General features: G+C 42.2%; 19 protein-coding genes. 4 read left to right on the top strand and 15 right to left on the bottom strand.

From position 1 onward, the window contains the following. Positions 1-27: 27 nt before the first annotated feature. From IGI82_RS07590 to tyrS, 4 genes are all read right to left on the bottom strand, one after another. Positions 28-414 carry a cytidine deaminase family protein gene (locus tag IGI82_RS07590; protein WP_438841995.1) on the bottom strand — a complete coding sequence of 129 codons (387 nt, stop codon included), beginning with the start codon at positions 412-414 and terminating at the stop codon, positions 28-30. A 45-nt stretch (positions 415-459) separates the two neighbouring features. After that, a complete protein-coding gene (locus IGI82_RS07585) occupies positions 460-1,353 on the bottom strand; it encodes a deoxyribonuclease IV (protein ID WP_005225802.1) in 894 nt (297 codons plus the stop codon). A gap of 88 nt (positions 1,354-1,441) precedes the next feature. Next, on the bottom strand, positions 1,442-2,353 hold the full coding sequence (locus tag IGI82_RS07580) for an AEC family transporter (protein ID WP_005225801.1): 912 nt from the start codon (positions 2,351-2,353) through the stop codon (positions 1,442-1,444). A gap of 69 nt (positions 2,354-2,422) precedes the next feature. Then, complete coding sequence (gene tyrS / locus IGI82_RS07575) at positions 2,423-3,685, bottom strand: tyrosine--tRNA ligase (RefSeq protein ID WP_438841994.1); 1,263 nt, start codon at positions 3,683-3,685, stop codon at positions 2,423-2,425. A gap of 262 nt (positions 3,686-3,947) precedes the next feature. On the opposite strand from tyrS, the gene IGI82_RS07570 reads away from it, so the two are divergent. Next, the gene (locus IGI82_RS07570; protein WP_034868505.1) at positions 3,948-6,392 is read left to right on the top strand and encodes a transglycosylase domain-containing protein; all 2,445 of its coding nucleotides are present in this window, start codon (positions 3,948-3,950) and stop codon (positions 6,390-6,392) included. A gap of 142 nt (positions 6,393-6,534) precedes the next feature. Here the strand turns inward: IGI82_RS07570 and ccpA are convergent, their stop codons facing one another. Further along, positions 6,535-7,533 (bottom strand): catabolite control protein A, encoded by a 999-nt coding sequence (ccpA, locus tag IGI82_RS07565; protein ID WP_008378470.1) that lies wholly within the window; start codon positions 7,531-7,533, stop codon positions 6,535-6,537. A gap of 194 nt (positions 7,534-7,727) precedes the next feature. On the opposite strand from ccpA, the gene IGI82_RS07560 reads away from it, so the two are divergent. Together IGI82_RS07560 and IGI82_RS07555 are read left to right on the top strand one after the other, a co-directional pair. After that, the gene (locus tag IGI82_RS07560) at positions 7,728-8,828 is read left to right on the top strand and encodes a M24 family metallopeptidase (RefSeq protein ID WP_087627330.1); all 1,101 of its coding nucleotides are present in this window, start codon (positions 7,728-7,730) and stop codon (positions 8,826-8,828) included. Positions 8,829-8,882: 54 nt separating this feature from the next. After that, the gene (locus tag IGI82_RS07555) at positions 8,883-9,761 is read left to right on the top strand and encodes an NAD-dependent epimerase/dehydratase family protein (protein ID WP_087627329.1); all 879 of its coding nucleotides are present in this window, start codon (positions 8,883-8,885) and stop codon (positions 9,759-9,761) included. An 83-nt stretch (positions 9,762-9,844) separates the two neighbouring features. Here the strand turns inward: IGI82_RS07555 and IGI82_RS07550 are convergent, their stop codons facing one another. From IGI82_RS07550 to hprK, 6 genes are all read right to left on the bottom strand, one after another. Then, on the bottom strand, positions 9,845-10,525 hold the full coding sequence (locus tag IGI82_RS07550) for a YtxH domain-containing protein (RefSeq protein ID WP_087627328.1): 681 nt from the start codon (positions 10,523-10,525) through the stop codon (positions 9,845-9,847). Positions 10,526-10,539: 14 nt separating this feature from the next. Beyond that, entirely contained in the window at positions 10,540-10,965 is a 426-nt protein-coding gene (locus IGI82_RS07545) for a DUF948 domain-containing protein (RefSeq protein ID WP_005235398.1), read from the bottom strand. Between the two features lie 160 nt (positions 10,966-11,125). Further along, positions 11,126-12,043 (bottom strand): UTP--glucose-1-phosphate uridylyltransferase GalU, encoded by a 918-nt coding sequence (gene galU, locus IGI82_RS07540; protein WP_005225793.1) that lies wholly within the window; start codon positions 12,041-12,043, stop codon positions 11,126-11,128. 17 nt (positions 12,044-12,060) lie between these two features. Further along, positions 12,061-13,089 (bottom strand): NAD(P)H-dependent glycerol-3-phosphate dehydrogenase, encoded by a 1,029-nt coding sequence (locus IGI82_RS07535; protein WP_005225792.1) that lies wholly within the window; start codon positions 13,087-13,089, stop codon positions 12,061-12,063. Between the two features lie 75 nt (positions 13,090-13,164). Continuing rightward, entirely contained in the window at positions 13,165-13,995 is an 831-nt protein-coding gene (gene lgt / locus IGI82_RS07530; RefSeq protein WP_010748008.1) for a prolipoprotein diacylglyceryl transferase, read from the bottom strand. Between the two features lie 14 nt (positions 13,996-14,009). Then, a complete protein-coding gene (gene hprK / locus IGI82_RS07525; protein WP_005225790.1) occupies positions 14,010-14,945 on the bottom strand; it encodes an HPr(Ser) kinase/phosphatase in 936 nt (311 codons plus the stop codon). 157 nt (positions 14,946-15,102) lie between these two features. Here hprK and IGI82_RS07520 point away from each other — a divergent pair, with 157 nt between their 5' ends. Continuing rightward, the gene (locus IGI82_RS07520) at positions 15,103-16,803 is read left to right on the top strand and encodes a M3 family oligoendopeptidase (protein ID WP_438841993.1); all 1,701 of its coding nucleotides are present in this window, start codon (positions 15,103-15,105) and stop codon (positions 16,801-16,803) included. 63 nt (positions 16,804-16,866) lie between these two features. Here IGI82_RS07520 and IGI82_RS07515 read toward each other — a convergent pair whose 3' ends face one another. The 4 genes from IGI82_RS07515 to phoU all read right to left on the bottom strand — a co-directional run bounded on the left by IGI82_RS07515 (position 16,867) and on the right by phoU (position 20,352). Then, positions 16,867-17,226 (bottom strand): phage holin family protein, encoded by a 360-nt coding sequence (locus IGI82_RS07515; protein WP_005225788.1) that lies wholly within the window; start codon positions 17,224-17,226, stop codon positions 16,867-16,869. Next, positions 17,226-17,534 (bottom strand): PspC domain-containing protein, encoded by a 309-nt coding sequence (locus tag IGI82_RS07510; RefSeq protein WP_010748006.1) that lies wholly within the window; start codon positions 17,532-17,534, stop codon positions 17,226-17,228. The genes IGI82_RS07515 and IGI82_RS07510 overlap by 1 nt, the downstream gene beginning before the upstream one ends. A 49-nt stretch (positions 17,535-17,583) precedes the next feature. Further along, entirely contained in the window at positions 17,584-19,146 is a 1,563-nt protein-coding gene (liaX, locus tag IGI82_RS07505) for a daptomycin-sensing surface protein LiaX (protein ID WP_438841992.1), read from the bottom strand. A 528-nt stretch (positions 19,147-19,674) separates the two neighbouring features. Further along, positions 19,675-20,352, bottom strand: coding sequence for a phosphate signaling complex protein PhoU (phoU, locus tag IGI82_RS07500; RefSeq protein ID WP_005225785.1), 678 nt, complete (start codon positions 20,350-20,352; stop codon positions 19,675-19,677). Positions 20,353-20,361: the final 9 nt, after the last annotated feature.

The raw sequence follows: 20,361 nt of genomic DNA, 5'->3' as shown, positions 1-20,361 counted from the left end.
GAACACAGCGGTCTAAGGGGACTCTTTTTATTTTGATGCTTTCCAATCAACAGGCAACAGCTCTTCTAGCGTCATGATTTGTCCTGCTGCGATCATGACCTGCGTGTTATGGTTGGCAGGATCCAGCTGGCTGATGAATTCACGGCAACGACCACAAGGTGGGATCGGCTCACCTACCGAATTGATTGCAACCATCTGTAACACCCGCTGCTGACCATCAGTGATCATTTGCGCAGCCGCAGCCTGTTCGGCGCAAAAACCCATAGAACAGCTGGTATCGATACAGATCCCTGTATAAATCTGTCCATCTGCAGTAGCCAGAGCTGCCGCAACACTCCCTGCTTCTGCAAATTGAGAGAGCTGTCTGAATCCCAGTTTTTGTTTCGCGGCATCGATCAGCAACTGAAAGTTCATTTTTCTTCCTCCAATAATAAGCTGGCTCATGGTTAAATGAACCGTTTAAGCACCCGCCATGATTTTCGTCAATAGCTCAGGATCAAAGGTCTTTTCCCGCAGCATCGCGATTTCATAGCCATAAGGGGCTTTTTTATTCTTTTTGTCTTCGCCGACATAAGGTGTTTCCAAAATTTTCGGTAACGCTGATAATTGCTCATGATGAACGATCTTATTCAAGGCTTCAAAGCCGATCGTGCCAAAACCAATATTCGCATGTCGGTCTTTGTGGCTGCCCTGTGGATTTTTTGAATCATTGACATGGATGACCTTCAAGCGATCCAACCCGATGATTTTGTCAAACTCGTTTAACACGCCGTCAAAGTCTTCTTTGACATTGTAGCCAGCATCGTTCGTGTGACAAGTATCTAGTGTAACGGATAATTTTTCATTTAAGGTGACACCATCGATAATTGCTGCCAATTCTTCAAAGCTGCGACCAATCTCGGTGCCTTTACCTGCCATTGTTTCTAATGCGATCTGGGCAGTTTGATTTTTTTCAAGGACCTCGTTTAAGCCTTTAATGATCTGCTTGATCCCAGCTTCTGGTCCTGCACCGACATGGGCACCAGGGTGCAATGTGATTTGAGTTGCACCTAAAGCTTGGGCTCGTTGGATTTCTTCTTGTAAGAACGAAACAGCAAAGCCAAAGTTTTCTGGTTTGATGGTATTGCCTAAATTAATGATGTACGGGGCATGGACGACGATATTCGAAATTCCTTTTTCCGTCATAAAATCTTGTCCAGCTGCGATCTGCATCTCTTCGATCGGTTTGCGCCGCGTGTTTTGCGGAGCTCCGGTATAGATCATAAACGTAGTAGCTTGATAGCTAGCTGCCTCTTCTGCTGCTCCTAAAAGCATTTTTTTGCCGCTCATTGAAACGTGTGAACCAATCAACATTTTTCTTTTCCTCCTAAATCTAGTCTTCTCTATTATCGATAAAAGCGCCTTGTAAAGCGATTATTTTGCTCATTGCCGTATTTTTTTATCAAGCGAGTCCAAATAACATCAGAACACCCGTCATTAGCGGCATACTTATCAAAAAGCTAATGGAAGAAACGAACCCCACCGCTTCTTCCTCCATTCCAGCAATCACGGAATTAATGACACCGAATAAAGGAATTGGAGCAAACACTAACAAACAAAGAACTGGCTTTAATAAAACTGGGATTGGTAAAACATAGAAAGCTGCGAACAGCACGAATGCCAGTCCGTACCGCAAGCTTAAAATTTTGATCACTGTTTGGGTGGTGTGCTTCGGTAAGCGGAAATCCAAAAATAAGCCAATCATAAACATGGACAAAAACGTATTTGCGATCCCGATTGGTTGGACAAGCGCCAATGCCGCTTCGGGAATCCTCCAATCCGCACTGCGGATAATCAGCATCACTAGATAAATAGTAAACGTTGGCGAACGCAGGAGATTCAAAAAGATTTTCCCTGGTTCAAACGTCGTCCGCTTTCCAATCAAGAATTCGATGAAAATCGTCGTTCCCCCTGCCAACATGATACTGTTCCCCATATCAAACAGCGAAATCAGCGGAATCCCTAAAGGATAAAAGCTTTGGGCAAAAGGAATCGCAAAATTGCCGATATTAAAGCCTGAACCGCAGTACATCGCAAACTGCTGCAGCGTGTTCGATTCTTTTTTGGTCAAGAAAAATGCGAAGAGGATCTGGACGATCGTAATGATCAACGCGATCACAATCAAACTAAGCGCACTGACTTGTACTTGCATTGAAGCTAAATTCAAAATGATTGCTGCCGGTAACGTCACATTCAAAATAATTTTGGATAAGATCGAGCCATCCGCTTTTGAAAGGACATTTAGCCGCTTAAGAAAATACCCTAAGAAGATCATGGCAAATAAACCGGCGGCATTCAACACTATATTTCCCATTCCAACAAAAACCCTTCCTCTACAAAAATTTGAAAAAAGCGAACCAACAAGGCGGTTCGCTTTTTGCGATTAAAATGTTAATAAGAAATATTTTTTCTTGCCACGACGAATCACGACGTATTTTCCACCGATCCGATCACTTGCTTGGAGCTCGTACGTTAGGTCTTGGACGCGTTCCCCATTGATGTAGATGGCACCATTTTGAACGTCTTCTCTTGCTTGACGTTTTGATGGTTCGATTTTAGCAGTCGTCAACACTTCAACGATGTTCAAAGAATCATCTGCTGTTACCTGATGGCTTGGCACCCCTTTGAAGCCTTGTTCGATCTCTTCAGCGTTCAATTCTTTGATATTGCCACTGAATAAACTTGCTGAGATACGTACGGCTTGTTCATAAGCCTCTGCCCCATGAACCAAAGTAGTGACTTCTTTTGCCAAAGCTTTTTGTGCTGCTCGAGATTCTGGTGCAGCGTTAAACTCTGCTTCGATCGCAGCGATTTCTTCTAATGATAAGAAGGTGAAATATTTCAAGAATTTGACTGCATCACGATCATCCGTATTGATCCAGAATTGGTAGAACTCGTAAGGCGTCGTTTTCTTGGCATCTAGCCAAACCGCATTGCCTTCTGTTTTCCCAAATTTCGTTCCATCTGCTTTTGTGATCAATGGCATAGTCAAACCGAACCCTTGGACTTCACGCTCACGACGTAATAATTCGATCCCAGAGGTGATATTCCCCCATTGATCGCTACCGCCTAATTGCAACAAGCAACCGTGGTTGTCGTAAAGATTCAAAAAGTCATAGGCTTGTAATAGCTGGTATGCAAATTCCGTGTAGGAGATCCCAGTTTCGATCCGACGTTTGACACTTTCTTTGCTCATCATGTAATTGATCGTAAAGTTTTTCCCAGTGTCACGCAAGAAATCAATCAGTTTCAATTCCCCTAGCCACTCATAGTTATTGGCAATGATGGCAGGATTTTCTTGGTCATCAAAATCAATGAAGCGAGATAATTGGCTCTTGATACTTTGTGACCATTCTAAAACGGTATCTAGTGTGTTTAATTGACGTTCTTGATCTTTAAAGGATGGGTCACCGATCATTCCTGTACCGCCGCCTACTAATGCGATCGGCACATGTCCGTTTTGTTGGAAACGGCGCAACATCAAAATAGGCAATAAATGACCAATATGCAGGCTATCTGCGGTAGGATCAAAGCCGATATATAGTTTCACAGACTCTTCATTTAATTGTTTGGTCAAGGCTGCTTCGTCTGTGGTCTGATGAACTAATCCGCGTCGCTTTAGCTCTTCAAAAAAGTCTGTACTCATTCTTTCTCCTCCTAATAATTGCTTCATTGTTCATCTTAACTGAAAAAGAGGTCAATGAAAAGTCTTTCTCTCAAAGTCCTTTACCAAAAAAGAAACTTTTAGGCAAATCCGTTCATTTTCCTTTATTATCGCTGGTTCAATACAAACACCAACTGGCATTTTCTCCCACACTTCTTTCGATAACAGATAGGGTGCTACCCAAGCGCCTTGTTTTTTGCTATAATTACACGGAATCTATTCTAATTTATTGAGGTGACTCTTTTTGTCCCAGAAAACGAAAAATCAAAAGAATACAGAAAACAAAAATAGAGGCTGGTTCTATTTCAACATCAGTCTTAGGGTTTTACATGCCTTGTTCTTAGTTGCTATTTCTTTGCTGGTTCTAGGCGGTTCTTTAGCCTTAGGGATCGGTGCCGGCTACTTTGCTTTTCTTGTGGAAGATACCGCAGCTCCTTCTAAAGATGAGTTACAAAAAGAATTGACCGACATCACAGAAACTTCTCAACTCGCATACGCTGATGGCAGCAAAATCGCAACGATTCGCTCGGATCTAATGCGAACGTCGGTTAATTCCGATCAAATTTCAGATTATTTGAAAAAAGCGATCATCGCAACAGAGGACGAATATTTTAATATTCATAATGGGGTCGTACCCAAAGCAGTCGTGCGGGCATTATTATCAGAAGCGACAGGCTTTGGCGGCAGCGGGGGTTCCACTTTGACCCAGCAGCTGGTAAAACAACAAATCCTTTCCAGTGAAACGACCTTTAAACGCAAAGCCAATGAGATTTTATTAGCCATGGAAGTGGAGAAATTTTTCGATAAAGATGAGATCGTCACTATGTATTTAAACATCTCCCCTTTTGGTCGAAACAATAAAGGGCAAAATATCGCAGGTGTGCAAGAAGCGGCGCAAGGAATTTTTGGCGTCAACGCAGCTGACCTGTCTTTACCGCAAGCAGCCTTTATTGCGGGTCTGCCACAAAGCCCGATCGTCTACAGCCCTTATACAAATACGGGTGAGATCAAGGAAAACTTGACCGCTGGCTTAGAACGAAAAGACTTCGTGCTCTTCAGTATGTATCGTAACCACGATATCACGAAAGAAGAATACGAAGAGGCGCTTAATTATGACTTGAAGCAAGACTTCAAAAAACAAGAAGCCATTGAACAAACGGATCAAAGCTTCCTTTATTACACTGTGTTAAATGAAGCAAAAGACATTATTGCCAAACAGCTGGCAGATGAAGATGATGTCAGTGACGAAGAATACGCCAAAGAGGAAACCTATCAAAAATACTTCGAATTGGCGCAGCAAAAACTTGTTAATGGCGGCTATACCGTCACATCAACGATCGATAAAGATATTTATAATGCGATGCAAGATGCCGTCGACAAATACGGCTATATGCTAGACAACTGGGGTGACTCCACCATCGAAGTCGGTAATGTCATGATGGACAACGCCACTGGGAAAGTACTAGGCTTTATTGGCGGTCGTAACTATGCTGACAATCAATTCAACCATGCCTTTGATGCCAAACGCCAAGCAGGTTCAAGTATCAAACCCATGCTGGTTTACGGACCGGCGATCGAAAGTGGCTTAATGGGCTCTGAATCGATGGTTTCTGACTATGCCGCAAAATGGCGGACAGGAGAAAACGCCGGTGAGCCGATCGTCAATGCCACAAACCGTGGAACCAATACTTTTATGTCGATTCGTGAATCATTGGAGGTTTCCAGTAATATCGCAGCGACAAATATTTTCCAAGATCTTTGGGAAAAAGAAGGCGATCATTTTTATGCCTACACAAATTATTTAAGCAAAATGGGCTATCCCGAAGATAATAGCTGGGCGTATGAATCAGCGCCATTAGGGGTTACAGATGTCACAGTCTTGAATCAAACGAATGGCTTCCAAACATTTGCCAATAATGGTGTTTATCAGCAAGGCTATATCATCGAATCAATCAAAGACAATGAAGGCGAAGTGCTTTACCAGCATGAAGCCAAACCTGTCCAAGTCTTTTCAGAAGCGACGGCTTCCATCATGACCGACATGATGCGTAGTGTCATCGATGAGCAAAAAACCAGTTCCTTTAAATCGGTTATCAGCGGATTGGATTGGAACCTCGGAAATGCCGATTGGGTCGGAAAAACTGGTTCCACCAACAACTGGTCGGACTCTTGGCTAGTCGTCTCCACCCCATCGATCACCATCAGCAGCTGGTCAGGTCGAGATGACAATAAAGGGACCGATAGTGCTGCAGGAACTCGGACAGCCAACTATATGGCTTACTTGATCAATCGTATTTATCAAACAAACCAAGAAGTCTTTGGTGTGAATCAGAAGTTTGAACTTTCTAGTGATGTCAAAAAAGCTCAAGTTTCCAAGTTTACTGGTACCCAACCAGGAGGAACCGTGCGAGTCGATAATCGAACCTATACCAATCCAAGCAGTACCGTTACTTCGTATTGGGCCACTGGCGGACCAGATACGGTCGATTTCAAATTTGGACTCGGTGGTTCAGATGCAAACTACGCTGACTATTGGAGAAAAGCATCTTCTAGCCGTTCAACAAATCGTTCGTCGAATACATCATCGAATAACGCATCCAACAATGTTACACCTACGGCAAATGATGAGGATGACGATGAGGAACAGCAAGACAATAATCAACAAAATACCAACAATAATGATGACTGATCAGCCTTGTGCTGATCAGTTTTTTTATGCAAAAAAAGTGTGAGGAGAAAATCCATAGATTTTCTCCCCACACGAACGATCGTTGAAGCAAAAAGTGGAACAACAAGGCGTTGTTCCACTGATCGTTTGATCAAATTGCTGCTTATTTCGTAGAGCTTTTTTCTGAAATACCGTAAGGCAAGACGATCGTTTTTTGTTCTACATCTTCTTTGTTCATCATTTTTGTCAATAGACGCATCGCAACGGCACCCATATCATACAATGGTTGCGTCACGCTTGATAAGCGTGGACGAGCTGCTTCAGCCAATAATGAATTGTTGCTGGTGATGATCTCGAAATCTTCAGGAACTTTAACACCTTTGTCTAACAAACCATCTAAGACACCGATGGCTAACTCATCGTCTGTGACATAAGCTGCTGTTGCACCACTGTTGATGATGCGATCAACTAAGGCTAAGCCTTCTTTAAAGCTGTATGGTGATTCAAAGATCAACCCTTCAGAATAGTCAAGGTTGTTTTCTTTCAAGGCTTCTTTATAGCCTTTCAAGCGGTTTTGGCCATTGATTGGATCGATCAAAGCACCGCTGACAAAAGCGATTTTTTGATTGTTTTTCGCCAATAATGAAACAGCATCTTTGGCAGCTGCTGTGTAATCGATATTGACACTTCCTACTTGTTCATCAGGATCGATCGAACCAGCTAAAACGACTGGTGTTTTTGAGCGAGAGAATTCCCCGCGAATTTCATCCGTGATGCGATGACCCATGAAGATAACGCCGTCCACTTGTTTTGCTAACAAGTTGTTCAAAACGTTGACTTCTTTCATCGTATCGCCATCAGAGTTGGCTAAGATGATATTGTATTTATACATGGTCGCTACATCATCGATCCCACGAGCAAGTGATGAGAAGAACATATTGCTGACATCAGGAATGATGACACCAACAGTCGTGGTCTTTTTACTTGCTAACCCTCGAGCAACTGCGTTTGGACGATAATCCAAGCGGTCGATCACTTCCAGCACTTTCTTACGAGTTGCTGGTTTTACATTTGGATTTCCGTTGACTACCCGTGAAACAGTTGCCATCGATACATTCGCTTCCCGTGCAACATCATAAATCGTAATTGTTTGTTTTTCCATGATATATCTCCCTTATTCTATTTTCAGAAAATCTTATTTACATTTCTTTGTTAGGATAGCAAATTTTTTCCGTATTTGCAACCGTTTTAATTTTGTTTTCATGAAAACTTAGCAATTTCCTACTTTCCCCTCCCCTATTCTCTTCGAAAGCATGATAAAATAGAAAAAGAATACTTGAAAGAAGGTTTTATCAAATGAATGATAAAAAAATCAATGAGTTAAATGGCTGGTTGAAAACCAATGGCGCAGATGTTGCCTATATTTCTAATCCAGCAACGATCGCTTATTTTTCAGGTTTTAAAAGTGAACCTCATGAACGGGTCCTTGCTTTGTTTGTCGCACCTGGAAAAGATCCCTTTCTTTTCACACCAGCTCTGGAAGTAGAAGAAGCAAAAAATAGTGGCTGGCCTTTTGACATTATCGGTTATCTCGATAGCGAAGACCCTTGGGCGAAAATCTGTCAGGAATTGACCTCTCGTTACCAAGTTTCTTCCTTCGCACTAGAAAAAAATGACCTTTCCGTCGAGCGCTATGAAGCATTGAAACGGTTTTTGCCACAGACCGATTTTTCTTTAGATGTGACTCCGGTCATTCAAAAAATGCAGTTAACCAAAACGGCTGCTGAAATTGACACCTTGCTAGAAGCTGGCAACTGGGCAGACGTTGCTTTTGAGATTGGATTTGCTGCCATCAAAGAAGGCGTCAGCGAAATGGCAATCGTGGCGGAAATTGAGTACGAGTTGAAAAAGCGTGGGGTTTCCCATATGTCCTTCGATACGACGGTGTTAGCTGGTGCCAATGCAGCCAGTCCTCATGGCGTACCTGGTGACCGCAAAGTGACTGCCAATGAACTTGTCTTGTTTGACCTAGGGGTCGTTTGGAAAGGATATTGCAGTGATGCAACCAGAACGGTTGCCTATAAAGAACCGACTGCATTACAAAGAAAAATTTATGACATCGTTCTTGAAGCTGAACTAGCAGCGCAAGCAGCGGTCAAACCTGGGATTACCGCTGGAGAATTAGACAAGATTGCTCGTGATGTGATTACTGGCTATGGCTACGGCGACTACTTCAACCATCGTCTAGGTCACGGCATCGGGACCACGGTTCATGAGTTCCCCTCTTTGATCACTGGCAATGATTTAGTGATCGAAGAAGGCATGTGCTTCTCTATCGAACCGGGCATTTATTTACCAGATCAGGTCGGTGTCCGCATTGAAGACTGTGTGTATGTCACAGCAGATGGCTGTGTACCTTTTACCAAAACAGCAAAAGAATTATTGATCTTATCTTGATTTTCCTAATGAAACGGTGCAACATGTTGGCATTACATGAAAAGGAGTGTTCTTATGAGTAAAAAAGTGTTGGTTTTAGGCGGTACGCGTTTTTTCGGTAAATATTTGGTCCAATCACTAATTGATCAAGGATTGGACGTGACGATCGCTACTCGAGGGAACACGAAAGATTCCTTTGGCGATCAAGTCAACAGAATCATCTTCGATCGCACGGACGAAGAAAGTATCAAAACAGCATTAACAAAAGAAACCTATGAGGTCATTTTTGACAATATTGCTTATACTTCCAACGACATTGAGATTCTACTGCGTCATGTCACACCGAAGCGCTACATCGTTACTAGCTCAATGTCTGCGTATCATGAATTACACTTCGATTTGATTGAAGCGGATTTTGACCCTGCTAAAGAACCCTTCAGACTGGTCAGCTCTGAGGAGGTCGATTATGCACAAGGCAAGCGAACCGTGGAAGAGATCCTGACCCAAAAATACAGTCAGATCCCGTCCGTTTTTGTCCGCTTTCCTTACGTGATCGGTGCAGATGATTATACAAAACGTTTTGCCTTTTACATCGACCATCTGATAAAGCAAAAGCCAATGGCTGTCGATAATCTAACGCATCAAATGGGCTTTGTGGATGCCCAAGAAGCTGGTAAATTTTTAGCGTTTCTAGGTACTAGCTCGTTCACAGGACCCATCAATGGTGCGTCAAAAGGTACAGTTTCCTTAGAAGAAGTGCTGCAATACGTAACGAAAAAAACTGGTCTTTCCCCGCTCTTTTCAGAAACAGGCGATCAAGGCCCTTATAATGGTACACCTGCTTATTCGATCAATGTTGGTCTCGCTGAGGAAATTGGCTTTCCATTCAGTCACCTGCAGGATTGGCTCTATCAACTTTGCGATTGGGAAATCACCCAAGCATCAAACGAATAACTACCAAAATCACAAAAAACGTTCGCCGATTTAACTGGCGAACGTTTTTATCTTTTGAAGTAATCAAATTTTTGTATCCTTACTTATGCTTCAGGATTGTTTTTTTCTAATGTATCTTTTAATTCTTCTTTCGCATCTTCTAAGTCAGCTTTGGCATCTTTTGCTTCTGCTTTCGCTGTTTTTTTGGCATCATCTGCTGCTTTTCCAGCTTCTTTTTTCAAATCAGCTGCGGCTGCTTGACCGTCTTTTTTGGCTTCTTCAACTACAGGTTTTGCTTCTTGTGCTCCTTCTTTGACGGTTTGTTTCATATCCGCTGCAGAAGATTTTGCATCAATGATGATATCTTGCACCGTGTCATCAGCGTCTACTTTGGCATCTTTCGCTGATTCTTTGACCTCGTTCGCTGATTTTTTGAAGCGTTCTGATAGGTCACCTGCTTGTTTCTTTAACTCTTCAACGGTTTCTTCTGATGAACCAGCTGCTGTTTCTTTTAAGTCATCGACTTTCGCTGTTAAAGAACCGGTGAAGTCAGATGCTTGCTCGCTTAATTTTGCTGCTTTATCTTTAGCGATATCGACAAGATCCGTACTTCTTTCTTTGGCTAAATCACCATAATCAGATGCTTTATCTAATAAATCGTCTGCTTGTTTTGCTAATTTATTTCTTAATGTTTTACCAGATTCTGGCGCCAACAAAAGTGCTGCTGCTGCTGCCGCTGTTCCTCCGATGATTGCTCCTAATAAAAATCCGCCTTTTTTACTCATTGAAAGTCCTCCTTTTATTTTTGGTTATTTTTGTCTTTGAAAAATTTCATGGCTGTTTGACCGACTTTTCCAGCTACCGTTGCTTTGGCAGTGGTCCGGCCAAGACTACCCACGCGCGTAATTAAATTTTTTCCAGAAACATTTAGTTCTGAAACACTGGTACTTAGATCTGCAACTGCTGTGAACAAAGGATCGATGGTTGCGACTTTTCCGTTCACATCTTGTAAAAGCTCATTCGTTTTTACCAATAGACCTTCAACCTCTTTTGAAAGAATATCAACGTCTTTGGTAATGACACGGATGGTTGTATTTGCCTCTTCGACCGTTTTGTCTACTTTGGTCATTGTCTTGCTGACTTGCATCAACAAACGAACGACGAAAATGACCAATACGACAAATGCGATCGCAGCAATCAATGCAGCTAGTTCTCCTCCTGACATAGAATGGCTCCTTTCCCCATTTACTTATATTAAGAATAGCATTTCACTGCACTTTCTACAAATAAAAGACTGCATTTTTAAGAAAATTATCCGCTTTCAACGAGAAATAATAAAAAAACAAAGCAATTTCATCAGAAATCGCCTTGTTTAGGAGTTTTTGTTATTTTTTTGACGCTTTCGGTGCTTCTTTGACTTCTTTTTGAGCCGGAGCTAGTTCTTTTCCTAACTCGATCAAATACTCTTTCAAGCTGTCTTTGACTTCAGGGTGCACTAGACCATACTCGATACTTGTTTTTAAGAAACCGAATTTGTCTCCAACATCGTAACGCTTGCCGGTAAATTGATGAGCAAACACGCGTTGGGTTTTATTTAATGTGTCGATGGCATCCGTCAATTGGATCTCGCCACCAGCACCTGGTTCTTGATTGGCTAAAATATCAAAAATTTCAGGGGTCAGCAAGTAGCGGCCAATAATTGCTAAATCACTTGGCGCATTTTCTGGCGCTGGTTTTTCAACAAAGTTTTTGACATTGAACAAGCCTTTTTCAACTTCCATACCAGGATCAATGATCCCGTATTTTGATGTATCTTCATGAGGAACATCCATGACAGCGATCGTTGATGCATGCGTTTTTTCATAATTATCGATCAACTGTTTCGTCAACGGTACTTGATCTTCCATCAAGTCATCACCTAGCATAACTACAAACGGTTCATTTCCGACAAATGCCCGAGCCTGTAATACGGCATGGCCTAATCCTTTCGGATGAGATTGGCGAATGAAATGAAGATTTACGTCAGTTGTTTCTTCCACTAATTTCAAAAGCTCCGTCTTGCCTTTTTCTTTTAGATTCATCTCTAATTCTAAATTGGCATCGAAATGGTCTTCGATTGGACGCTTTGCTTTCCCTGTTACGATCAAAATATCTTCGATCCCCGATTGTAAAGCTTCTTCCACGATAAACTGAATCGTTGGTTTGTCAACGATCGGCAACATTTCCTTTGCCATTGCCTTTGTAGCTGGTAAAAATCGGGTACCCAGACCGGCTGCTGGGATAACTGCTTTTTTGACATTCATGTGACTCGCTCCTTTAATCATAATGATTGATCTACCGAAAATTCGTTTTCTTCTTTGCCGTCTCGCAGCATAATATCTTTCGCTGCTTGCTTGATGTCTTTGCCTTCATACAAGACCGAATAAATCGTTTCTGTTATTGGCATTTCCACCGACAAAGCTTCTGCTAATTCGCGGGCAGCTTTTGTGGTTGAAACTCCTTCAACGATCATCCCCATATTGTCTAATACTTCATCTAAGCTATGGCCTTTTCCTAATAGGTTTCCTGCACGCCAGTTCCGTGAATGGACACTGGTACAAGTGACGATCAAATCGCCAACCCCACTCAATCCGATAAAGGTTAAAGGATTGGCACCCATTGCCACACCAAGACGACTGATTTCTGCTAACCCACGGGTCATGATCGCTGCCTTCGCATCATCCCCAAAGCCAAGTCCTGCGATAGCACCGGCACCAATGGCGATGATGTTTTTCAAAGCGGCGCCAGTTTCGACACCGATCACATCGTTATTCGTGTAGATTCTAAAGTAATCATTCATAAATAGCTCTTGTACATACTTAGCAGCCGCTTCATTTTCTGAAGCTGCCGTGATTGTGGTGATATCATGGACAGCGACTTCTTCCGCATGAGATGGTCCTGACAAGACAACGATTTCTTGCCGTTTATCAGCTGGGATCTCTTCGGCAAGTACTTCTGAGATTCGTTTATGACTGCCTTGTTCTAACCCTTTTGAGGCATGGATAATGACTGGCTTGCCAGTTGTTTTCTTAGTGAATTCTTGTGCCACGGCACGAATCGCTTTAGTTGGTACGACAAACAAGACGGCATCTGCCCCTTGGATCGCCTCTTCTAAATCTTTACAGCCTAGAATATTTTCAGGAAGCTTCAGATCTGGCAAATAATGCCGATTCGTATGATACGTATTGATTTCATCGATTTGGGCGGGATTGTTCCCCCAAATAGTCACTTCATGTCCATTTTCAGACAAGACTTGTGCCAAAGCAGTCCCCCATGATCCGGGACCTAAGACGGCGATTTTCTGTTTCACTATGGAAACCTCCTCTATCCTTTTCGCAAATTCATGCACTTCATCATTTTACCATAATTTCGATAAAATAACTGTTTAGATAATCGCTTGGTTCTTACCAAAGCTGCGGTTGTAATCCTTTAACGCTTGTTTTTTCCTGCGCCAGATCATTAAAGCGATCGCTCCGAAGAACAATAAAGCGGAAAGTGCCTGTGACACACGGATTCCACCAAATAAGTATAAACTATCGGTACGCATTCCTTCAATAAAGAAGCGCCCGAATCCATACCAAATCAAGTAGCTCAAGAAGACTTCGCCTTCTTTTAATAACCCAGTTTTCTTACGCAAGAAGATCAAAACAATAAATCCAATCACGTTCCAAACCGATTCATAAAGAAAGGTCGGCTGCCGATACGCTTCATCGATATACATATTATCGATAATGAATTTCGGTATATACAAACTTTCTAAGAAGGAGCGGCTGACTTCAGCGCCAAATGCTTCATGGTTCATAAAGTTGCCCCAACGCCCAATGCCTTGTGCCAATAAGACACTTGGTGCGGCGATGTCTAAGAAGGTCCAGGGAGAAATAAAATTTCGTTGGCAGAAAAAGTATAGCCAGATCCCCCCGGCGATCAGTGCGCCGTAGATCGCGATCCCACCAGAGCGAATATTGAAAATTTGACTTGGGTCATCAATGTAGTATTGCAAGTCAAACAGAATATAATAAAGCCGCGCACCAATGATCGCTACTGGCAATCCAATCAACATAAAATCAGTCACATCATCTGGCTTGAGCCCGACACGAACCGCCTCTCTCGTGCTTAACCACATAGCAATGATCACGCCTGATACGATAATGATCGCATACCAATAAATCGGCAAACCAAATAGTTCAAATGCGACTCGATTTACTAAACCTAACATCTATCTTATCCTCTCTAGTTTCCAGAATTTTCTTCGATCAATTGCGTCAATCGGTTTTCAAAGGTCTTCGTTGCATCGTAGCCCATCGTTTTCGCTCGGAAATTCATGGCAGCGACTTCGATAATGATCGCAACATTTCGACCAGTTTTTACGGGGATCTTGATTTGTGGTACATCGACGCCACCAATTTCAACCGTCGTATCATCGGTTCCTAGTCGATCATACTTTTTGTCTTTCGCCCAAGCTTCTAAATACACCGCTACTTGAACCTGCATATACCCTCGTACGGCACTGGCACCAAAAAGATTCATGACATCGATGATCCCGATTCCGCGGATCTCGATCAAGTGCTGCAAGATTTTTGGCGGTTCCCCTACCAAAGTCAATTCATCTTGCTTATACACATCCACCCGATCGTCAGCGATCAATCGATGCCCACGTTTGATTAACTCTAAGGCTGTTTCGCTTTTCCCAATTCCGCTATCGCCTTGAATCAAAACACCTAGCCCATAGACATCCACTAATACCCCATGGACACTGGTTCTTGTGGCTAAGCGTCCATCGAGGAAACTAGAAAGCTCTCCTTGCAGACGTGAGGTTGAGATGGGCGAACGCAAAATTGTGATCTCATGTTCTTTGCAGGCTTGAATCATTTCTGCTGGTACTTCCAAGCCGCGAGAAACGATAAACCCTGGGGTATCCTCGGCACACATTTTGCGCATCACCATCAAGCGTTCTTCTGGCATCATCCGTTCCGCAAAGGTGATCTCTTTGCTGCCGAATAATTGCAGACGATCATGGGAATAGTAATTAAAATAACCCGTCAATTCCAAACCAGGTCGGGAAATATCGCCGGTAATGATTTCTCTTTCTAAACTGTTTTCAGTTCCTTCAACTATCTCTAAATTTAAAGCCTCCGCCAGCTCGCTGACTTTGACGGTTTCTGCCATAGGTTTTCCCTCTTTTCTCAATGATTCTTGCCGCTGTTTCTTGTAAACGACACTCTGGTTCTATTTTATCATTCTATCAGTAAAGTTACTACCTTCGCCAATAGAAGTCCTCATTCTTTTTCGTTTGTGTTATTATTTTACTAAGGAGGGATTTTTAATGAAATTTTCAGCATACAAGTATCAACGCCCTGATTTTCCAGTTTATCAAGAAACATTCAAAAAAGCATTAGCAAACCTTCAGTCAGCCGATACCTTCTCGGAGGCGAAGCAAGCCCTTGATGCTTTGAACGAACTAAGAGGAACGATCGATACCGCAATGAACTTGGCTTCGATCCGCTATTCGATCGATACCAACGATGCCTTTTATGAAGCAGAAGACACCTTTTGGAATGAATATCAGCCTCATTTTGAAGCTCTGGATTTTCAATTCTATCAAGCGCTCCTGGCTTCACCTGTCTTAGATGAATTAAAAGCCGAATATCCAGAAACACTTTTTTTATTTGCCGAAAGCCGTGTGAAGCTTTTTGATGAGGCCTTGATCGAATTATTTCAAAAAGAAAACCAATTGGCTTCTGATTACAGCAAATTGGTCGCTTCTGCCCAAATCGACTTCCAAGGAGAGACCTATACCCTCGCACAACTGCGACCATTTACCGAAAACAAAGATCGCAGTGTTCGAAAAGAAGCGTTTGAAAAACAAACGGCTTTCTTCACGGAAAATGAAGACCGTTTTGATCAAATTTATGACGAGATGGTCAAGGTTCGTACCGAGATCGCCCACAAGCTCGGCTTTGAAAATTATGTTGCCTTTGCGGATACCCAAATGAATCGTTGGGACTATGATCGTTCAATGATCGAGACCTATCGTCGGGAAATTTTAGAAAAAGTCGTCCCAATTACCCAAAAACTGTACCAAAGACAGGCGCAGCGTAATCAATTGACTCAGGCAACCTTTACCGACCTGCCGCTTGTTTATCCTAGTGGTAACGCAGAGCCTAAAGGAACTCCTGAAGAACTAGTAGAAAAAGCCCGTGTGATGTATCAGGAACTATCCCCTGAAACTGGCGAATTTTTTGATTTTATGGTCGAGCATGACCTACTTGATCTACTAAGCAAAAAAGGCAAACAATCTGGCGGCTATTGTACGTTTATCCAAGACTATCAATCGCCATTTATCTTTGCCAACTTTAACGGCACTTCTGGTGATGTCGATGTTTTGACCCACGAAGCTGGCCACGCGTTTCAAGCCTTTCGCTCTCGTTGGATCAAAGAACCGGAAATTCTCTTTCCCAATTATGAGTCTTGCGAGATCCATTCAATGTCGATGGAGTTTATCGCCTGGCCATGGATGAATGCCTTTTTTGAAGAAGAAACAGAAAAATACAAATTTGCGCATCTTGCTAGCAGCCTGCAATTTTTGCCTTATGGCGTTTTAGTGGATCACTTCCAACAAGACGTTTATGAGCATCCTGAGTGGTCACCAGCACAGCGCAAAGCCCATTGGCGGGAATTAGAGCGCCAATATTGCCCAGAACGGGATTATTCAGAATATCCAGACCTTGATCGTGGCTTGTATTGGTTTAGACAAGGGCATATTTTTGAATCACCTTTCTATTATATCGATTATACATTGGCGCAAGTGTGTGCGTTCCAATTTTGGTATCGATTCATCGTGGCAAAAGACGAAACCGCTTGGCAAGATTATTTGGCCATCTGCGAAATCGGCGGCACGAAAACATTCCTTGAGATCCTGTCTCTTGCTCATTTACGTTCACCTTTTGAAAAAGGGGCGCTTGATGAGACGTTACAGGCAGTAGATACGTACCTTGCTGCTATCAAAGAAGAAAAGTTAAACTAAAAAAAGACGTTTCCGTTTCTCCACTAGCTTCATAGCTAGTGGGAGAAAACGTGAAACGTCTTTTTAACGTGAATATTTTTCGATATGGTGTTCAGTCACGATCATATTGATCACTGACATGATCAGTGCCACTAATAGCGCTGCCCCAAACGAGGAGAAGCCGAAGTTGGCTGACCCAACAAAATACGAAGTCAAATTCAGCATGAGCGCATTGATCACAAAAGTGAAGAAACCAAGCGTCAGTAAAGTCAATGGAAATGAAATGACGATCAGAATTGGTTTAATCAAAGCATTCAGGATCGACAGTACGAAACTGGCGATCACTGCAGTCATAATGCTTTGAACATGGATCATATTTGGTAATAGAACCGCCAATGTGACAAACGTCAGTGTATTCATGATAAGCCGTTGAAAATAAGACACTAGAAGTCACTCCAGTCCTCATCCTCCACCTTTTCCGCTTCTTTACGGGGACGATTTGCTTCATTGTATTTGTTTTGTTTGTAGTAGTGATTGTCGTGGCCATATCCTGAGGTGCTCTTGCGACCAGAAGGAATCAAGACCGCCATGATGATATATAAAGTGATTCCAGGAAACGCAGCAGTCACTAAAGATAGAAAGACATAGATCACGCGAACGATGGTTGGATCAATTCGCAAGTATTCTGCCAGCCCCCCTAGAGTACCTGTAATGACAACGTTATTGGCTGATTTTGTTAATTTTTTGTTCATTTATCTACACCTTCCTTCTTTTCTTTAATGAGTGTAAACCCAGCGATTCTTATTGGTCTGTATCTTTGATAAAGACATTTCCTGTTGTTGTGGATAGATCGATTTGAGCGACTTTATCGGCAACCCGACGGAATTGCAATAGTTGGTTTAGGCGTTCTTTTTTCTCACGCACAACTTCCATCTCGCTTAAACGATTGTTGATGCTACCTAAACTTGTTTTTGCGATCCCTTCAAAACCGATTCCTGTCGGTAATGCTACTTTGACATTCCCATTTACAGAGCTGGCGTTTAATTTTTGGACCGTTTCTTCTTTGTAGGTCACACGGATATTGCCGTTAACTAAAGAAATGCCGGTATTTTGTGGCGTTGCTGTCAACGTAACGTCGCCGTTCACCGTTTCGATAATGGCATCTAAAATCTCACCCTCTTGAACAGTGATCGTTCCATTCACGCCTTCAATCTCTAACATCGATGCGTTTACTTTGCGGAAATCGATATTGCCGTTTGTTGATTTTGTATAGACATCTTTCGCATCCAATTCATTGAATGTAACATTGCCGTTCAGCAATTTCACTGCCACATGATCATAGGTACGTTTTGGCAAGTAGAAAACGAGATCGGCACGAATGCGTTTGTTGGGAATTTGGAAAGAGATGCGTTCATCATCGACATTGATTTGGCTTCTTGCTTCAAAAGCATCGAAAGGCTCCGCCGCATCCATTTTACCATATAGTTTGATTTTGGCATCTACTTTGACGCCTGGTTCATCCCATAACTGGAAGGAAACATTGCCGTTTGCCAATTTCACATCGATCAATGTCGCTGCCGTTTCGTCATAGCTGAATGTGTGCTCAAATTTTGTCGCTGCAACACCAGGAACTTTCAGGTTGATGTCTTTCCATTCCATGTTGTCATTGACTGACTCTGTCACTGCCCGAACCGTTTTCTTCAAGAAGTGTCCGAAGTGTGTGCTGGCATCGACCATTTTTTCACTTACTTGGTTAAAGGTGTCAGTCGCTTGCTCTTTCCAATCCTCTGGAATATCTAATTTTTGAGAAATTTTTTCTTTTGTTTGAGACCATTGGTCTTTGCGAATATTTTTTAATTTTGCTTCCAATTCTGCTTTTTCCTCAGATAAACCATCTAAGGTTTCTTCCAAGGCAGTAATGGTCGCTTCTGTTTCGTGACGCGTAGCCAATTCATCTTCTGACAATTGATCCAACTCTTCTTTGGTGTTCAATTGCATCAGTGTTTCTTGTGCTTCTTTTAATTCTTCTTTGACGCCAAGAATTTCAGCATTGATTTCGTCCAACTCAGCAGATGCTTGGTTGGCTTCCGTTGCTAAACCATCGAGAATCTTTTCAAGATTTTCTTTGTCTTGCGCTTCGTTTTGACGAAGTTTTTCTTCGCTGTCAAACGTGAACATCTCATCGTCGTTTTCAGTATCATCAAATGGGCTTGTCGCATTCTTATCCGCGGTTACCTCAGCAGCAGCTTTGTTAATTTGTTTTTCGTCTTTGGCTTTTGCCATACCTTCTAGTAAATCCAAGGCTTCTTCTGTAGAAAGCACACCTTTTTTTACTAGATCCAATATACGTTCTCTTTCGTTCATGGAAATTGCCTCCTTCAGCAAATGTGTGATTGCAAGTTTAGCTTACGAACCTATTATGCCTTGTTTTTGCAAAAGTGTCATAGGTCTTAAGTACCAAGTTTTTCTCAATCTGCAGATTGGCAAGCAAAACCGACACTTTTTCTTCATTACACTAGGCTCAAAACGATCTTCCTATTATTAACAGTACCACGAAAAACCAATAGAAACAAAAGTTTCAGCTAGTAGAACTCTTAAGGAATAGGCCTGCTAGAGTAAATGAGTGATTGCTCCTTTCACTGCAGGTCGGCGACGAAAAGCATAGACGGCTCAACTAGTAAATTTCAAGGACGATAGAATCGATTTCCATTGGCCATCTTTATGGAGGAGCCATTTTCTATTCTGCCTATCCTATTCACGTCATCGATTGAAGCGATTCTTTCAAATCAAAAAGACCGCCGAGAGAAGTTACTCCTTAAAGGACAACTGCTTTCGACGGTCCGTCCCATCTCTTTTAAAAGAGATATGTGATCAAGAACCCAAGCTGGTTTCTTAAATCATTTCCGTACGGTTTGTATTCAATTCACTGATTTTCCCAGTAGCAAGATACACGATCCATTCACAAATATTCGTTACGTAGTCACCGATTCGTTCCAAGTATTGAGCAACGGATAAATAATCGGTCCCACTGACAACTGTTTCTGGATTTTCTTTCATACTCTCGATCGTTTTGTAATAAATGTCTTTGTAATATTCATTGACCCGATCGTCCATTTGAGCGATCATGCGGGCATCATCTTGATCAGTTTTTACATACGCCACTAAGACATTATCAACCATTTTTTTGACGTAATCCGACATATCTGAGATTTCTTTTTCGATTTCGGCGATCCGTGTTTCGCCTTTGACCCGAATCGTTGACTTCGCAATGGATACCGCATGGTCCCCCATCCGCTCCAAGTCAGAGCTGGCTTTCATTACAGTAATGATCATTCGTAGATCGGTCGTTACTGGTTGTTGCAAAGCAATCATCTCAAAGCTCTTTTTTTCTAAACGAACTTCCATATTGTTGATCGCCAAATCATTTTCAATTACTTCCTGCGCAATTTCTTTGTCATGTCTGACATATGCTCGCACAGATTTATGAATGGCACTGCTGACTAGCATCCCCATTTCATAAAATTGATTGTGTAAATTTAATAATTCTTCTTCAAATTGTGTACGCAACATCCCTTTTCC

It is taken from the genome of Enterococcus sp. AZ067 (assembly GCF_051715005.1).
GTDB lineage: Bacteria > Bacillota > Bacilli > Lactobacillales > Enterococcaceae > Enterococcus_D > Enterococcus_D casseliflavus.
The sequence above is the reverse complement of the archived record's forward strand: the minus strand, read 5'-3'. Positions and strand labels throughout refer to the sequence as shown.

What these genes read in the sequence shown, in the direction of transcription:
- lgt (WP_010748008.1), bottom strand. Translation starts at nt 13,995, where the DNA reads ATGTTAGGTTTAGTAAATCGAGTCGCATTTGAACTATTTGGTTTGCCG.
- hprK (WP_005225790.1), bottom strand. Translation starts at nt 14,945, where the DNA reads ATGGCAGAAACCGTCAAAGTCAGCGAGCTGGCGGAGGCTTTAAATTTA.
- phoU (WP_005225785.1), bottom strand. Translation starts at nt 20,352, where the DNA reads ATGTTGCGTACACAATTTGAAGAAGAATTATTAAATTTACACAATCAA.
- IGI82_RS07585 (WP_005225802.1), bottom strand. Translation starts at nt 1,353, where the DNA reads ATGTTGATTGGTTCACACGTTTCAATGAGCGGCAAAAAAATGCTTTTA.
- ccpA (WP_008378470.1), bottom strand. Translation starts at nt 7,533, where the DNA reads ATGGAAAAACAAACAATTACGATTTATGATGTTGCACGGGAAGCGAAT.
- galU (WP_005225793.1), bottom strand. Translation starts at nt 12,043, where the DNA reads ATGAATGTCAAAAAAGCAGTTATCCCAGCAGCCGGTCTGGGTACCCGA.
- IGI82_RS07555 (WP_087627329.1), top strand. Translation starts at nt 8,883, where the DNA reads ATGAGTAAAAAAGTGTTGGTTTTAGGCGGTACGCGTTTTTTCGGTAAA.
- IGI82_RS07510 (WP_010748006.1), bottom strand. Translation starts at nt 17,534, where the DNA reads ATGAACAAAAAATTAACAAAATCAGCCAATAACGTTGTCATTACAGGT.
- IGI82_RS07590 (WP_438841995.1), bottom strand. Translation starts at nt 414, where the DNA reads ATGAACTTTCAGTTGCTGATCGATGCCGCGAAACAAAAACTGGGATTC.
- tyrS (WP_438841994.1), bottom strand. Translation starts at nt 3,685, where the DNA reads ATGAGTACAGACTTTTTTGAAGAGCTAAAGCGACGCGGATTAGTTCAT.
- liaX (WP_438841992.1), bottom strand. Translation starts at nt 19,146, where the DNA reads ATGAACGAAAGAGAACGTATATTGGATCTAGTAAAAAAAGGTGTGCTT.
- IGI82_RS07560 (WP_087627330.1), top strand. Translation starts at nt 7,728, where the DNA reads ATGAATGATAAAAAAATCAATGAGTTAAATGGCTGGTTGAAAACCAAT.
- IGI82_RS07580 (WP_005225801.1), bottom strand. Translation starts at nt 2,353, where the DNA reads ATGGGAAATATAGTGTTGAATGCCGCCGGTTTATTTGCCATGATCTTC.
- IGI82_RS07545 (WP_005235398.1), bottom strand. Translation starts at nt 10,965, where the DNA reads ATGTCAGGAGGAGAACTAGCTGCATTGATTGCTGCGATCGCATTTGTC.
- IGI82_RS07550 (WP_087627328.1), bottom strand. Translation starts at nt 10,525, where the DNA reads ATGAGTAAAAAAGGCGGATTTTTATTAGGAGCAATCATCGGAGGAACA.
- IGI82_RS07520 (WP_438841993.1), top strand. Translation starts at nt 15,103, where the DNA reads ATGAAATTTTCAGCATACAAGTATCAACGCCCTGATTTTCCAGTTTAT.